This is a genomic window from Peribacillus acanthi (assembly GCF_003073175.1).
Taxonomy (GTDB): domain Bacteria; phylum Bacillota; class Bacilli; order Bacillales; family DSM-1321; genus Bacillus_BN; species Bacillus_BN acanthi.
Genome location: NZ_QBBX01000005.1, coordinates 232,478 through 245,931 on the forward strand (window position 1 = coordinate 232,478; position 13,454 = coordinate 245,931).

General features: G+C 37.1%; 13 protein-coding genes and 1 pseudogene. 5 read left to right on the plus strand and 9 right to left on the minus strand.

Going from position 1 to position 13,454, the window contains the following annotated elements:
- Positions 1 to 28 precede the first annotated feature (28 nt).
- Positions 29 to 919 (plus strand): TetR/AcrR family transcriptional regulator, encoded by an 891-nt coding sequence (locus DBX25_RS07305; RefSeq protein ID WP_108670119.1) that lies wholly within the window; start codon positions 29 to 31, stop codon positions 917 to 919.
- 42 nt (positions 920 to 961) lie between these two features.
- Here DBX25_RS07305 and DBX25_RS07310 read toward each other — a convergent pair whose 3' ends face one another.
- A complete protein-coding gene (locus tag DBX25_RS07310; RefSeq protein WP_240620194.1) occupies positions 962 to 2,227 on the minus strand; it encodes a M48 family metallopeptidase in 1,266 nt (421 codons plus the stop codon).
- A gap of 205 nt (positions 2,228 to 2,432) precedes the next feature.
- Between DBX25_RS07310 and DBX25_RS07315 the strand changes: the two genes are divergently transcribed.
- On the plus strand, positions 2,433 to 3,020 hold the full coding sequence (locus DBX25_RS07315; RefSeq protein ID WP_108670121.1) for an SCO family protein: 588 nt from the start codon (positions 2,433 to 2,435) through the stop codon (positions 3,018 to 3,020).
- Positions 3,021 to 3,066: 46 nt separating this feature from the next.
- On the opposite strand, the gene DBX25_RS07320 is transcribed toward DBX25_RS07315, so the two are convergent.
- From DBX25_RS07320 to DBX25_RS07345, 6 genes are all read right to left on the minus strand, one after another.
- Positions 3,067 to 3,378, minus strand: a complete 312-nt coding sequence (locus DBX25_RS07320; RefSeq protein WP_108670122.1) for an AzlD domain-containing protein — start codon at positions 3,376 to 3,378, stop codon at positions 3,067 to 3,069.
- Positions 3,368 to 4,096: an AzlC family ABC transporter permease gene (locus tag DBX25_RS07325; protein WP_108670123.1), complete on the minus strand. Its 729-nt coding sequence runs from the start codon at positions 4,094 to 4,096 to the stop codon at positions 3,368 to 3,370. The genes DBX25_RS07320 and DBX25_RS07325 overlap by 11 nt, the downstream gene beginning before the upstream one ends.
- A 393-nt stretch (positions 4,097 to 4,489) precedes the next feature.
- Positions 4,490 to 5,266 (minus strand): enoyl-CoA hydratase-related protein, encoded by a 777-nt coding sequence (locus tag DBX25_RS07330; protein WP_108670124.1) that lies wholly within the window; start codon positions 5,264 to 5,266, stop codon positions 4,490 to 4,492.
- A 216-nt stretch (positions 5,267 to 5,482) separates the two neighbouring features.
- Entirely contained in the window at positions 5,483 to 7,033 is a 1,551-nt protein-coding gene (locus DBX25_RS07335; RefSeq protein WP_108670125.1) for a fatty acid--CoA ligase family protein, read from the minus strand.
- Between the two features lie 276 nt (positions 7,034 to 7,309).
- Positions 7,310 to 8,299 carry a lipoate--protein ligase gene (locus DBX25_RS07340; RefSeq protein WP_108670126.1) on the minus strand — a complete coding sequence of 330 codons (990 nt, stop codon included), beginning with the start codon at positions 8,297 to 8,299 and terminating at the stop codon, positions 7,310 to 7,312.
- 24 nt (positions 8,300 to 8,323) lie between these two features.
- A complete protein-coding gene (locus DBX25_RS07345) occupies positions 8,324 to 9,067 on the minus strand; it encodes an MBL fold metallo-hydrolase (RefSeq protein ID WP_108670127.1) in 744 nt (247 codons plus the stop codon).
- Positions 9,068 to 9,267: 200 nt separating this feature from the next.
- Between DBX25_RS07345 and yhfH the strand changes: the two genes are divergently transcribed.
- Positions 9,268 to 9,402, plus strand: a complete 135-nt coding sequence (yhfH, locus tag DBX25_RS07350; protein WP_108670128.1) for a protein YhfH — start codon at positions 9,268 to 9,270, stop codon at positions 9,400 to 9,402.
- A 184-nt stretch (positions 9,403 to 9,586) separates the two neighbouring features.
- Here the strand turns inward: yhfH and DBX25_RS07355 are convergent, their stop codons facing one another.
- Positions 9,587 to 11,797 carry a YhgE/Pip domain-containing protein gene (locus DBX25_RS07355; protein ID WP_108670129.1) on the minus strand — a complete coding sequence of 737 codons (2,211 nt, stop codon included), beginning with the start codon at positions 11,795 to 11,797 and terminating at the stop codon, positions 9,587 to 9,589.
- Positions 11,798 to 11,879: 82 nt separating this feature from the next.
- Positions 11,880 to 12,452 carry a TetR/AcrR family transcriptional regulator gene (locus DBX25_RS07360; protein WP_108670130.1) on the minus strand — a complete coding sequence of 191 codons (573 nt, stop codon included), beginning with the start codon at positions 12,450 to 12,452 and terminating at the stop codon, positions 11,880 to 11,882.
- A 445-nt stretch (positions 12,453 to 12,897) separates the two neighbouring features.
- Here DBX25_RS07360 and DBX25_RS20810 point away from each other — a divergent pair, with 445 nt between their 5' ends.
- Together DBX25_RS20810 and DBX25_RS07365 are read left to right on the plus strand one after the other, a co-directional pair.
- On the plus strand, positions 12,898 to 13,071 hold the full coding sequence (locus DBX25_RS20810) for a hypothetical protein (RefSeq protein WP_170110119.1): 174 nt from the start codon (positions 12,898 to 12,900) through the stop codon (positions 13,069 to 13,071).
- Positions 13,001 to 13,388: pseudogene (locus tag DBX25_RS07365) on the plus strand (transposase); the annotation flags it as partial. The gene DBX25_RS20810 and the pseudogene DBX25_RS07365, both read left to right, overlap by 71 nt.
- Between the last annotated feature and the right edge of the window lie 66 nt (positions 13,389 to 13,454).

Below are 13,454 nucleotides of genomic sequence, written 5' to 3' on the forward strand. Positions count from 1 at the left end.
GATAGTCTAATTGAAATTAGGTGATGAAATGAATGATCGAAAACAGCATGTCATTAACATGGCACACCAATTATTCATTGAAAAAGGTTTCCAAGCTACCTCGATCCAGGATATCTTGGACTATAGCGGAATCTCCAAGGGAACCTTTTACAATTATTTTTCTTCTAAAAACGAGTTGATAATCGCACTTTTTAAAACGATCTATAAAAAACTTGACCAAGAAAGAAATGAATTGCTTATTGGGCAAGACCCTTCAAATATTGAAATTTTCATCATGCAAATAGAGTTGCAAATGAAAACGAATCGGACCAATAAGTTAATGTCACTTTTTGAAGAAGTATTCTTTTCAAAGGATGAGGATTTGAAGAAGTTCATCAAGGGGCTTCATTTGAGATTTGTAGGATGGATATACAAAAGGTTTATTGACATTTTTGGTGAAAGCAAGAAACCTTATTTATTGGATTGCGCTATCATGTTTATTGCGATTTTAAATTATAATTATAAATATTACATGAAGGCATATGACACAACAGCTAACTCATACCAAGTGATTCGGTATAGTGTAGCCCGTATTGAAAAAATCGTTTATGAAGTGGCCGATTCTGGTGATCAATTATTCCAGCCAAGTCTTTTAGATATCTGGCTACCAGAAAATCGAACTTGCGAGCAGCCTTTACTAACACAGCTGCAGCATACTTTATTAACCTTTAAAAATGAATTAAAAGACGGACCAGATCAGGCAAGAAATATGGAGTTGTTAGATTTTATTCATACAGAAATAATGGATTCGAAAACCCCAAGAAAGTTCCTGATTGAAAGTGCCATTTCAACCTTAAAAGCTAACAAGGAATCACAGGAATTCCAAATGCTTGAACAATTGATATCCGATTTTTTTAGTACCTCAGCTAATCCAACCTAGAAACAAAAAATCCCACCAATGTAAGGTGGGATTTTTTGTTGACTATTCTTTCACTTCTTGCCCTTTATTTTCTAGCGTAGAAATTCGTTCAAGCATTGTTGGATGACTGTAACGGAAAAATTTCACCAATGACGGAGGATTTACTTGACTAAGTCCTGCTTTCGAAAGCTCCTGGAATGTCTTCACGGCTGCTTCCCCATCCTGTGTCATTTCATATGCATAGTGATCGGCTCGTGTTTCTTGATACCTAGAAATCATATTTGAAACCGGACTCGACGCAAAGGATAACATGGACAGAAGCAAGAAGAACAAAGGTAGTGAAGCTAAACTTTGGATATTAGGGATTTTCAATAACTGTCCCCATTTTACAATGATTCGGTTCATAAGTTTAGCAATTATCCACAATCCTACAAGTGAAAAAAGTAAATACCCTGCAATCCCGATATAAATGTGTTTCTCGACATAGTGGGCCATTTCATGTGCCATGATAAAGAGGATTTCATTTTCCCCCAACTTGTTCAATGTTGTATCCCAAAGAACTATTCGAGAATTTGAGCCGATTCCAGTGACATAGGCATTCATGCTATTAGTTTTCGCTGCCATATTTACTTCATAAACATGCTCAGCAGGAATCCCAGCTTTGTCTGCCAAAGAAAGAATTTTCGATTCTAGCTCTTTGTTCTTCAAAGGATAAAAATCATTGTAAAGTGGATCGATAAGGACAGGCTGAACAAACATGAGAAATAAAGAAAATGGTACGGATAACAGCCACGCATAAAACCACCATTTCTTTGTACTCTTACGAATCAGCCAATACAATACCGAAATGATTAATAGCATTAATCCAAAATTCACCCAAAAATCAATCACCTCATCCTTCATCCAAGAGGAAAAGGTTTGGGTGGAGATATTATACTTGCGAGACAGTTGATATCCAATGTATTCAAATGGAAAGACAACTAGATAGGAAACGATGGATAGCCAGAATAAATAAACACCGTTTTGCAAGATTCTAGATTTAAATTGCAAGGAGGATAACTCAAACTTCCTAGACAATCCAACTGCCAATATGACAAAGTAAAACAGCCATTCATAGGGTGTGGATAAGAAAAACAAATAATTTCGTATTTCCGAATATTCCTCGCTTAACAATAATTCTCTAGCATTCATAAATGTTTCTGGATCAGCAGCAGTACCTTTAAATGCGGAAGGTATACTCGTATCAGCCCATTTGAAAATATATAAATATACTAGGACCGCCAATGATAGATATAGAAAAAATGCATAAGAAACAGCCTTTCTAACCAAGGTTTTCCCCCCTTTTGAAAATTTGTCCTCTTCTATTAGTGTAGTTAAATTTGTCCAACTTAGAACAATATATTGGGACAAACAAGAAACGTTCAAACAATCTTCAATAAATGGCATACTTATTCCATTCAGCTCATGTATGATAAATATATAAACATCATTCTTACAGTCCTAATTCTTATCTTTTCTTAATAGAGGTGGAAAGATGAAAAAATACTATATTTCGTTTGTTGTCCTATTAATCATTGGCATTAGTTCTGGCATTTATTATTTCACAGAATACCGTCAATCCAAAATGAACTTCCCAGAGGATCTGACTTTAGAAAGCCATCTTGGTCAAGCATACAGCTTTAATAATATGGAACCAAAGGTGAGACTAGTTGAATTTATGTATACACAATGCCCTGATGTTTGCCCCAATACGACCTTCCAGATGAAGCACCTACGCAATGAACTAGAGAACGAAGGTGTCTTCGGAAAAGAAGTTGAGTTCCTAACGATTACGTTCGATCCGGAAAAAGATACAAAAAAAGTATTACATGACTATGCAAATACTTTTGAAATGGATAAGATTCCAGGATGGCATCTATTACGTGGATCAGACGAGGATGTTAAAAAACTAGCAGATAACTTTAACTTCCAATACCGCGATCCTGGGACAGGGCAATTTGTTCATACGAGCGCTACCTATTTATTGAATAAAGATAATGAAGTCATTGAAGTATTTGGCATGGGGGAAAAAACCTTCAAAAAAGAAAAAGTTTTCAATGCAATAATGAAGGAAATAAACTAAAAAAAGCTCCCTCCTGTTCATACAGGTAGCGGAGCTTTTTATGTTACTAACTAATTAGAAAAGAATATACACTTAGAACCGCGATAGAGCCAAGGACGACAACAATTACATTCATACCTAAAAAAGCAAAAGCAAAGGCAGCAATTGCCCCTAACACTCCCATAACGATATCATCGCTAAACAGCAGAATCCCAGGGAATATAAGAGCCCCTAGCGTAGCGTACGGAATGTTTTTTAAAACACCTTGAACAAAAGGAGGAAGTTCCTTTCCTTTGAACAGAACGAAAGGTAGCATCCTTGGTATGTATGTTACAACCCCCATAAGGATGATGAGCAACAGGATCATTTTACTGTCCATGTGCCATTCCTCCCTTCTGCTTTATGTACAAAATCCACTCAACAAGAATCGCGGACAGTAAGGTAGCCACTACGATTGACCATCCTGTTGATAATACTTTCCCTAACGTAAAGATACTATTGAAAGCAGCAGCTACCAATGCCAGGAAAGCATACTTACGATTCCCTTTTAAAGAGGGTACAAGTAGACCAACAAACATTGCATACAAAGCCACTCCCATACTTTCTTGAAGTGTTTGTGGCAATCCCGCTCCAAACACATGCCCAACTCCTGAAAAAACCACCCAGCTTCCATAGGCCATTACAATAACACCGAATACAAAACCCGTCGCTGCCTTTCCCTCTCTCGTAGCAATCACCGAAAAGGTTTCGTCAGTCAACCCAAAAGCGTAAGTAATTTTCGCCCATAAGGAATCCTCTTCAACTTTTTCCGTTAAGGTCGTACTCATGAGGAAATGTCGGATGTTAACAATAAATGTCGTCAACACGATTTCAAATACACCCGTCCCTAATGAAATCAAATTCAACGCAATATATTGTGAAGCGCCAGCGAACACAATTAAACTCATCAACACAGTTTCCAACATCGACAAACCAGAGGACTTTGCCAGTAATCCAAAGGTCAAAGCAATAGGAAAATAACCGATGGCAATGCTCAAGCCTGCTTGTGTACCCTGTCTAAAATGTGAAACTGGAGAATCTATAGTACGCACATCCAAGACTATCCCTCCAACTAAACTAATTTCCTATTATTTTCTTAGAATATTAAATAAATTGCAAATAGAAAATCGTAATTAAAACTAATAGTATCGTATGCACCTAATAAATTTCATCAAAGCTTGCTTCATGGGAATATTTTGATTACCTTTTTCCTCATTCTTTTCCGAAAACGGGCATCATTGATCTCCTTTGATTACCTTTTTCACTTACCGTTACCGAAAAAGGACATTATTCTCACCCTTTTGCGGCCACCCTCCCTTTAGTCGTGCAAAAAAAATCTCTATTTATTGAACAAAAACCGAGGAACACAATGTAGATAAACACCTCCTACATAAAGAAACAGCCCTTCCCCTACTAAAGGAGTTGGACTGTCTTAGTATCCTAGTATCATATTAATACCCATAATATACAGGTTTACGTTTATGCATAAAAGCCGAAAGTGCCTCTTTCCGATCTCTTGTAGGAAGAATCATTTCATAACATTTATGCTCAAGACTTAAGCCTGAATGAAAGTCTGACTGAAGTCCAGATTTTATAGCTAGCTTCGCTTTTTGGACAGCAAGAGGTGCGTTGCATATAATTCTGTTTGCTAAATCTATGGCAGTTTCATCGAGTTGTGATTTAGGCACTGAATAAAGAATAAGGCCAAATTGGCAAGCCTCTACAGTTGATATTCTCCTTCCTGTCAGAATCATTTCAAGGGCACGCGCCTCACCAATGAGCCTTGGTAAACGTTGTGTTCCTCCTCCACTTGGGATGGTCCCGTAGCTTGTTTCTGGAAACCCAATCAAAGTATGATTTACAGCAATTCTAAAGTCGCAAGCTAGAGCTAGTTCTAGTCCTGCTCCAAATGCATACCCATTCATAGCTGCAATCGTAGGCTGTGGCAATTGCTCTAGCATCCTAAGAATTTCATTAAAGCGGGTCGATTGCTCCAATGCAGCCGAATCTGAGAATACATTTCTTTCCTTAACATCTGCTCCTACACTAAATGCTTTATCTCCACTTCCTGAGATAATGACTACTCGTACTTGATGATTATTTCTAATATCTAAGATGACTTCTTGTAATCTTTGCAGCATAGAATGATTGATTGCATTCAAGCTATTTTCGCGATTTAGCGTAACATGGGCAATATATGAGTTCACTTCATATAAGACTGAAGACATATTTTCACTTCCTTTCGATGTCCATTTCGTTTAAGCGATTCTAGTTGTCTATTCCCATATCCCTTCATATATAAGCCATTATGAGAAAAAAACTTTTTCCTTCTTTAACCAATTTGTAGTTAAATAAACACACTTAAGTTATCCACAATTCAAGATTATATAGTTTGCCTAACAACAAAAAAGAGAGCGTCATTTTTTGACACTCTCTTCAACCAATTATTTATTTAATACAGCTTCCTTTAACGCACGACGCAGGATTTTCCCCGTTGTATTCTTAGGCAGCTCATCAATGAATTCGATGACCGAAGGAAGTTTATATTTTGCCAGATGCTCCGAACAATATTGTAAAAGTTCCTGCTCTGTAAGACTATTACTCTTTTTTACGACAAAAGCTTGGACAGCTTCACCAAGGTTTGGATCAGGGACGCCCAGAACAGCAGCTTCCACCACTTCTGGATGGGAATACAAAACTTCTTCTACTTCACGCGGATATACATTATATCCACCTACAATAACCATGTCCTTTTTACGGTCCACAATATAGAAATAGCCTTCTTCATCCATTTGTGCCAAATCACCAGTATACAACCATCCCTCTTTAATTGTGGCCGCAGTTTCTTCAGGTAATTTGTAATACCCTTTCATGACATTTGGACCTTTAACAATCAGTTCTCCAACTTGGCCAACTGGAACTTCTTCTCCCAATTCGTTAACGACTTTATTTTCAACGTTGACGATGTTAGTACCAATTGAACCTGGTTTGCGAGGACGGTCCAGTGGATTGAAGCATGTTACAGGAGAAGCCTCTGATAATCCATACCCCTCAGACACTAGAACATTAAATTTCTGTTCAAATGCCTTTAATAGGGCTACTGGCATAGATGCACCACCAGAAATGCAAAGTCTTAAAGTCTTTAAATCTTCTGGATTGCTCTCCTCATACTGATTTAAGAAGTTGAACATCGTCGGTACACCTGCAAATACAGTCGCCTCATGATTTTTTGCGATGTCAAAAATGTCTTTCGGTGAAAACTTCGGTGCAATAAGAAGTGTGCCTCCAGCCATAAGGGGAGCATTAAGCACAACAGTTAAACAGAATACATGGAACATTGGTAAAGTTGTAATGACACGATCGTCACTATTAATCTTCAAATATTCCGCAACATCGCTTGCATTGCTATAAAGATTACGATGGGTCAACATTGCCCCTTTTGGCTTTCCTGTAGTTCCAGATGTATACAAGATGACAGCTACATCTTCATCATCAAGAACAGGGCTTTCAAAATGCAAATCACCTAAAGTCAAAAGTTCTGTAAACGATTTCATTTTTGGGAAAATCGTAAGGGATGTCAGATCCATTTCCCCATTCACTTGACCTGTTGGACAAATGATGAAATGTTCCACTTTTGGTAGGATTGCGTTCATCTTTTCAGCTAATGGGACTAGCAGATCCAATGTAATAACTGCTTTTACATCTCCATTGTTTAAAATAAATGCAATTTCATCTGGTGTGTAAATAGGATTAACTGGTATAACCGTTGCACCTAAACGTAGCGCTCCATACATTCCAATAATGAAATGTGGAGAATTTCCTAGAATAAGGGCAACATGGTCTCCTTTTTTAACACCTAGTTTTTGAAGTCCATCAGCGAACTTAGAAACAGCAGCATTTAATTCTGCATATGTACTACTTTGATTTAGAAAATGGTAAGCAATTTTATCAGGGTTCTTGGTTGCAGTATCTTGTAAGCGATGTGATAAATTCATAATATTCCCCTCCTTTTGCACAGTGAATGAATAGTCACTCATTTTTGTCCACTTATTATTATAGCGTAATAAATTTCAACCCTTCAACAAAAAGAATTGAAAAATGCAAAAATTTATAAAATAAAAAAAATTGAAGCCAGAGTTTAAAAAAAGCCAACAATATTAATCACAGAATGAACCTAATACCTATAGATAAATTAAGACTAATTTTCCTTCCTAAACATCCTTATGAGCTCAGCCCAAATGAAAAAAGACTGCCATTGGGCAGCCTTCTAATTAATATATTAAATTTATTAATTCTTCCTTCGTTATATTGCCAAAATAATGTTTCGCATCAATGTCACCTAATGTTTCCTCTAAGGCAGATTTATCGTATCTGGTCCCGGCTAATCTTGCCTCTACGTCAGAAACATCACCAACTCCAAAGAAATCACCATATATTTTACAGCTCTCAATGATGCCCTTGTTAACCTCTAAGCGAATATCTATTTGACCAACAGGGAAGCGATGTGTTTGTTGGATATTGGACTTTGGAGACTTGCCATAATTCCAATCCCAATTTTGATATCTTTCTTTAGAAAGGCGATGGATTTTTTCCCAGTCAGCATCTGTAAGGACATATTCAGAAACATTTTCTTTTCCGTCAAAAATAGATTCCAATAACAGGGATCGGAACTGCTCAATAGAAATTGGCTCCTCTAGAAACTCTGAAATATTGGCCACACGGCTACGAATAGATTTTATTCCTTTCGATTCAATCTTGTCTTTCTTAACCTTCAAAGCGGATACTACAGCATCAATTTCAGAATCAAACAGCAGAGTACCGTGAGAAAACATACGACCTTTTGTCGAGAATTGGGCATTTCCCGATATTTTTCTACCTTCAGCTAAAATATCATTTCTACCACTTAACTCAGCGGACACACCTAGTTTTGCTAAGGCTTGTACGACTGGTTCGGTGAATTTCTGGAAATTATGAAAGCTTTCTCCATCATCCTTCGTAATAAAGCTGAAATTCAGATTACCTAAATCGTGATAAACTGCTCCACCGCCTGAAAGTCGACGAACTACCTTGATACCTTTTTCCTCGACGTAATCTGTATTGATTTCTTCGATTGTATTCTGGTTTTTTCCGATAATAATCGAAGGCTCATTTATGTAAAATAATAGATACGTTTCATTAATATCTAAATTCTTCAATGCATACTCTTCAATCGCAAGGTTAATTTGTGGATCTGTGATGCCTTTATTATCAATGAACAACATGATTTATTTTCCCCCTAAAGTCTATTAATGAGGCAGGAACTCTAGCTCCATCCCAGTTTCAGCTAGTCGTATTGTACCCGCAAATCTCTGAGAAGCTTCGTCAACTAACTGCTTAAGCTCCCCGAAATGAGGTAAGTGAGTCAGAATCAACATTTTCACATTCGCATCATGAGCCAGCTGTCCTGCATCAATGCTGTTCATATGTCCTGCTCCACTACCATCCATCCCCGCATAGAAATTACATTCACACAATAAAATATCAGCTTGTTTCGAGAATTCCTCGAACTCTGGAATATAGGATGAATCGGCCGTATATACGAGTACTTTCCCTTCACATTCAATTCTCATCGCAAAGCACGGGACTGGATGCTTCGTTCTAAGGAATGAAACTTCAAAAGGTCCAATAGACAATGTTTCTTGATCCGTATATCGAACTCCTCTAGTAAGGTCCTTGTAGGTTAACTTCTCGAATTCGGCTTGATCCTCCCCATGTCCGTAAATCGGGATGTTTTCCCTTCCTTTTCCAAGGAATTTATGAATTAATAAAGCATGTTGATACACTCCGATATCAGCTACATGGTCAGGGTGATAGTGTGAAATAATTGCTGCATCTATTTCTGTAGGATGGATATAGTTTTGCAACTGTGCTAGTACACCACTTCCACAATCAATGAGAAGATAGAATCCATCATGTTCGAGTAAATATCCAGAACTTGCGGCATTTTTTGCAGGGTAACCTCCCCAAAAACCAACAACTTTAAGTCTCATTGTGCTTCCTCCTAACAGTTTTATTTCTTTCTTAAATATATATAACTATGCCCATTTTTGCATCTTTTTACATTTTGTTATAAAACATAAATTGACAACTTCAAACTGTTATAATACAATATGATTAACAAATGAAATAACGAATCGAAACTAGTCGCAGTTTTTATTTTTTGAAAATTCAAATTATGGAGGTAATAACAATGATTCAAAGCAGCGTAGAATTTTTTAAAAATCTTCCACCTAAACAATGTGTAGATTGCGGCAATAAAATTGAAGAACAACATGAATGTTACGGCAATAAATGTGAAGGATGCAGCCATATCGCTCAATTATAAAGGGATTTTCAAATTGTCTATCTTGGACATTTTGTCACCATATTGATGATGTCAGCCATTACACTGACTCATACTCCCTCAATGTTGCGAAGTGTATTACGAAACTGTTATACACGTTTCAGGAAACCCTGAATAGCAAAAACCAGCCGCCTAATTAGCGACTGGTTTATTTTTTTCTTCAGTACTATTCAATAGCTCCCTCATGTTTATCCATTTTGAATTCAGATCTATTAAATTTGAATACAAAATACAGTAAAGTTCCAACCATGAAAACAGCCATGAATGAAAGTAAAATCCATGCATTATGCCACATGCCAGCAAATGATCCACTTGAAATAACATCTTTATATCCTTGAACGGAATATGTCATTGGCAAGAATGCATTGAACATTTGCAATGGTTTAGGAATTAATTCTAGCGGGAAAGTCCCTGCACTTGTCGTTAATTGAAGAATTAAGACAATAATTGCAACAAATCTACCGGGATCGCCTAATGTAGTGACTAGGAACTGAATCAAAGCAATAAAAGATAACGATGTGATTATAGAAAATAGGATAAATAAAGGAACACTCTGTACCTCTATTCCTAATCCAATTAACAAAATACCTGATGCAATTAAAGCTTGAATAATCCCCACTATTGCCATTACACCGTATTTGCTGAAGAACCATGACACCCCGTTCTTCGGTGCCACTGAAGGATCTCTAAGTGGATAAACAATGGACAATAATAAAGCCCCCACAAACAATCCTAAAGATAAGAAATACGGAGCAAATCCAGTACCATAGTTTGGAACTTCCGTTACCGGTTCTTTATCTACTTTAACCGGTCCAGCCATCATATTAAAATTATCTTCATTTGGATGTACAGATTGAGCTTTTTCAGCAGCCTCACCCAATTTATCCTTAAACTCTTTTGAACCTTCTTCAACTTTGGAGCTTCCGCTCACTAGCTTCTCAGAACCATCTGCCAGTTTCTTAGAACCATCTGCTAATTGAACAGAGCCATTCTTTAATGCATCCATCCCATTAGATAGCTCGCTAGCACCATTTGCCAATTTGCTTGCACCATTTGAAGCTTCACCAAGCTTCGTTCCAAATACTTTGAAGTTGTTAATATATTCTTTCTGACCATTATCCAATTGACTGATACCAGATGAAAGCTGCTCACTACCCTCAGTCAACCTGCCTAAACCAGCTTGTAATTGTTTTTCACCTTGCGCCAGTTCTCCGATTTTTCCATCTAAAGTGGATGCTCCTGATGCAAGCTGATTAGCTGCGGCAGCCAATTCTCCTGTTCCAGAGGACAATTGCGTACTACCTGCAATAATTTGAGACAAAGCTGCAGTCAATTCTTTTTGTTTATCTTCTGGCAATTCTGCCATATAAGGTTGTAATTGCTTTTGTAACAAAGCTACGCCATTCTTTACATTTTCAGCTCCCATAGAAGCTTTATTGGCTTCATTTGCCCAAGCTGTAAGGTTTCCGCTAAGCTGATTTGCCCCAGCTTGAATCTGTTCTGTTCCGTTAATCATAGCATTCATTGAGCTATATGCACTTTGAAGTCCTGTTGAAAGCTGTTCACTTCCACTTGAAGCACTTTCTAGCCCCTGCTCAATTTTTATAGACCCCGCTTCTAATTTTTCATGCGCAGCATCTAATCGCCCCAACCCGTCAGCAAGTTCTGAAGTACCTTTACCCATCTTTTTCGAACCAGAATCAATTTGTTCCACACCATTTTTGAATTCAATTTGCTTACTTGCTAAAACCTGCAAATTTTCTTCTAATGTTTTTGAACCATTAGTTAATTCTTGGATTCCATCATAGAGTTTTCCAGCATTATCACTAGCAGTACCATACCCATCTGCCATTTCTGAAACCTTATCAAATACTGATTCAGCATATGTTTCAGTAATTTTTTCAGATAAGGAGGCTTTAATGCGTTCCATTGCCGTTTCACCTATTTGTGCAGATAAAAAGTTATAGCTTTCATTTGGAACATATTTAAGTTCTAGCTTTTGTGGGTGTTCATCTAGTAATGTCGTCGCATTTTCAGAAAAGTTCTCAGGAATTTCTACTAATAAATAATAGTCCTGTTTTTTCAAATGATCGTAGCCTGTATCTTTATCTACAAACCGAAAATTGAATTGCTTGGATTCCTTTAACTTATCCGTCAAGTCTTCTCCTAAGTGAAGCTGTTCACCGTTATAGTCAGCTCCCTTGTCCTCATTAACGATAGCGACTGGAAGATCGTCCAATTGTTCATAAGGATCCCAGAAAGCCCAAAGGAACATGCCACTATATAAAATTGGGATAAATAATACTGCAATAATCGGGATTAACAACTTCCGATTACGTATTATGGACTTCCATTCAGCAGTAAATGACTTATTCATAAAACATACTCCTTTCTTTTTTGTCCGAATGACCATTTTGTTCATTTGGTCATTATTGAGCTAAATTTAAGGATTACCTCCGTTATTTAGATAATCCTTTAAAAATATATAGCTCGAACAGTTTTGCGATTTCTTCTTTGTTCAAAGGTTGATGATTTTGTTCCCAATCAAAAATCATCGCCACATACATTTTCAACATGATAAAAGCGGTAATTTCAGGATCACAACTTGTAATTTCTCCTTTTTCTATCGCTTTCTCTACTTGATGTTTGATGTAACTGACGATTGCTTTTTCAATTTCACTTGCCATTTCTGCAACAGCTGGAGTACCAATTTCCTTTTCTTCTTGTAAAAGTTTAATGGTAAATTGATGCTTCATCCTATACTCAAGGATTCGATATAAGGCAGCATGCACATTTTCGTAGAAAGACCGCTCACAACTGATTACTTCTTCAGCAGCTTCTTTCATATCAAGAATTAAGCTGTGGACAATTTCCTTGAAAAGCTCTTCTTTATTTGTGAAAAAATTATAAATGGTCCCTTTTCCTACATTTGCAAGCTTTGCCACTTGCTCCATCGTAGTAGCTTTATATCCAAATAAAGTGAAAGATTTAGTAGCAGCATCTAAAATGAGCCTCTTGCGATCAGTAGCCATGTTTTCACCTCACATAACCTCGTAATGACCAAATGAACATTTCGGTCATTTAGTACGTTAACTATACTAACACACCAACTTCCTTATTTCAACTAAATCATTTAGGAAAGAAAATACAGAATAATAAAAGCTACGAAAGCAAAAAAACATATGTTTAAGAATAAAGTAAATAAGCCATCCCTTAACTTTAGTATCCCTTCATTCTTTGTGACTAGCTGTCGTTCTTTCCTATTCATACTTTTCCCCCACTTCACCATTTTCTTTTATCTATCATATAACAAAAATGGTAGGAATCGTAGATATTCTCTCCTAAAAGTTTAAAATATTCCAAATATTATTTGATAATACGATACCTTTTTTGGCACTATAAGAAAAACGGCAGCCTCATTTCAGGCTGCCGCAGACTGTAGACAAACTCGTTAAAATACAAAAAGTGACGTACAAAATGATGACGAGAAACCAATTAAATGAACGTGAACAATTAGAAGTGTGGGCGATTGATCAACTTGTGCCTGATGACCATTTACTACTAAAAATTGAGGCAGCGATTGTGCCAACAAGGACCGGTCTTATAATACACGACGAGAACGAAGGAAGGGTATCGGCAATAAAAATCTAATTCATCGATTTGTGTAAAATGTCCTTTTCTATCGAAATGAAAAACCCATCAAAAACTTATACAACGTCATATTTGGGAAGCTTACTTAGAAAAGAGCAGAACTTCTACGTCACAACGATGTAATCAAACAGATACACGAAACGTAAGGTGACGGTCGAACGTGTTTTTGTAGATGCGAAAGAAAAGCATGGTATGCGATAGACAACCTTTCGAGGTCTCAAAAATTGTCTATGCAGGCGATGCTTACGTTTGCTGCCATGAATGTAAAGAAAATGACAACTTGGACTTGGCAACCTGTAAAGTGTGAGCCAAACTAGTTGATTGGAGTGGAGGGTGCTTGACTCCTGGGGGATTAGCAGGACAGGTGAGATCCCGCAGGAGCG

Excerpts from the sequence above, each read along its gene's own strand:
- DBX25_RS07345 (WP_108670127.1), bottom strand. The coding sequence starts at position 9,067 with ATGAGACTTAAAGTTGTTGGTTTTTGGGGAGGTTACCCTGCAAAAAAT.
- DBX25_RS20810 (WP_170110119.1), top strand. The coding sequence starts at position 12,898 with ATGATGACGAGAAACCAATTAAATGAACGTGAACAATTAGAAGTGTGG.
- DBX25_RS07355 (WP_108670129.1), bottom strand. The coding sequence starts at position 11,797 with ATGAATAAGTCATTTACTGCTGAATGGAAGTCCATAATACGTAATCGG.
- DBX25_RS07315 (WP_108670121.1), top strand. The coding sequence starts at position 2,433 with ATGAAAAAATACTATATTTCGTTTGTTGTCCTATTAATCATTGGCATT.
- DBX25_RS07330 (WP_108670124.1), bottom strand. The coding sequence starts at position 5,266 with ATGTCTTCAGTCTTATATGAAGTGAACTCATATATTGCCCATGTTACG.
- yhfH (WP_108670128.1), top strand. The coding sequence starts at position 9,268 with ATGATTCAAAGCAGCGTAGAATTTTTTAAAAATCTTCCACCTAAACAA.
- DBX25_RS07340 (WP_108670126.1), bottom strand. The coding sequence starts at position 8,299 with ATGTTGTTCATTGATAATAAAGGCATCACAGATCCACAAATTAACCTT.
- DBX25_RS07335 (WP_108670125.1), bottom strand. The coding sequence starts at position 7,033 with ATGAATTTATCACATCGCTTACAAGATACTGCAACCAAGAACCCTGAT.
- DBX25_RS07360 (WP_108670130.1), bottom strand. The coding sequence starts at position 12,452 with ATGGCTACTGATCGCAAGAGGCTCATTTTAGATGCTGCTACTAAATCT.
- DBX25_RS07305 (WP_108670119.1), top strand. The coding sequence starts at position 29 with ATGAATGATCGAAAACAGCATGTCATTAACATGGCACACCAATTATTC.
- DBX25_RS07320 (WP_108670122.1), bottom strand. The coding sequence starts at position 3,378 with ATGGACAGTAAAATGATCCTGTTGCTCATCATCCTTATGGGGGTTGTA.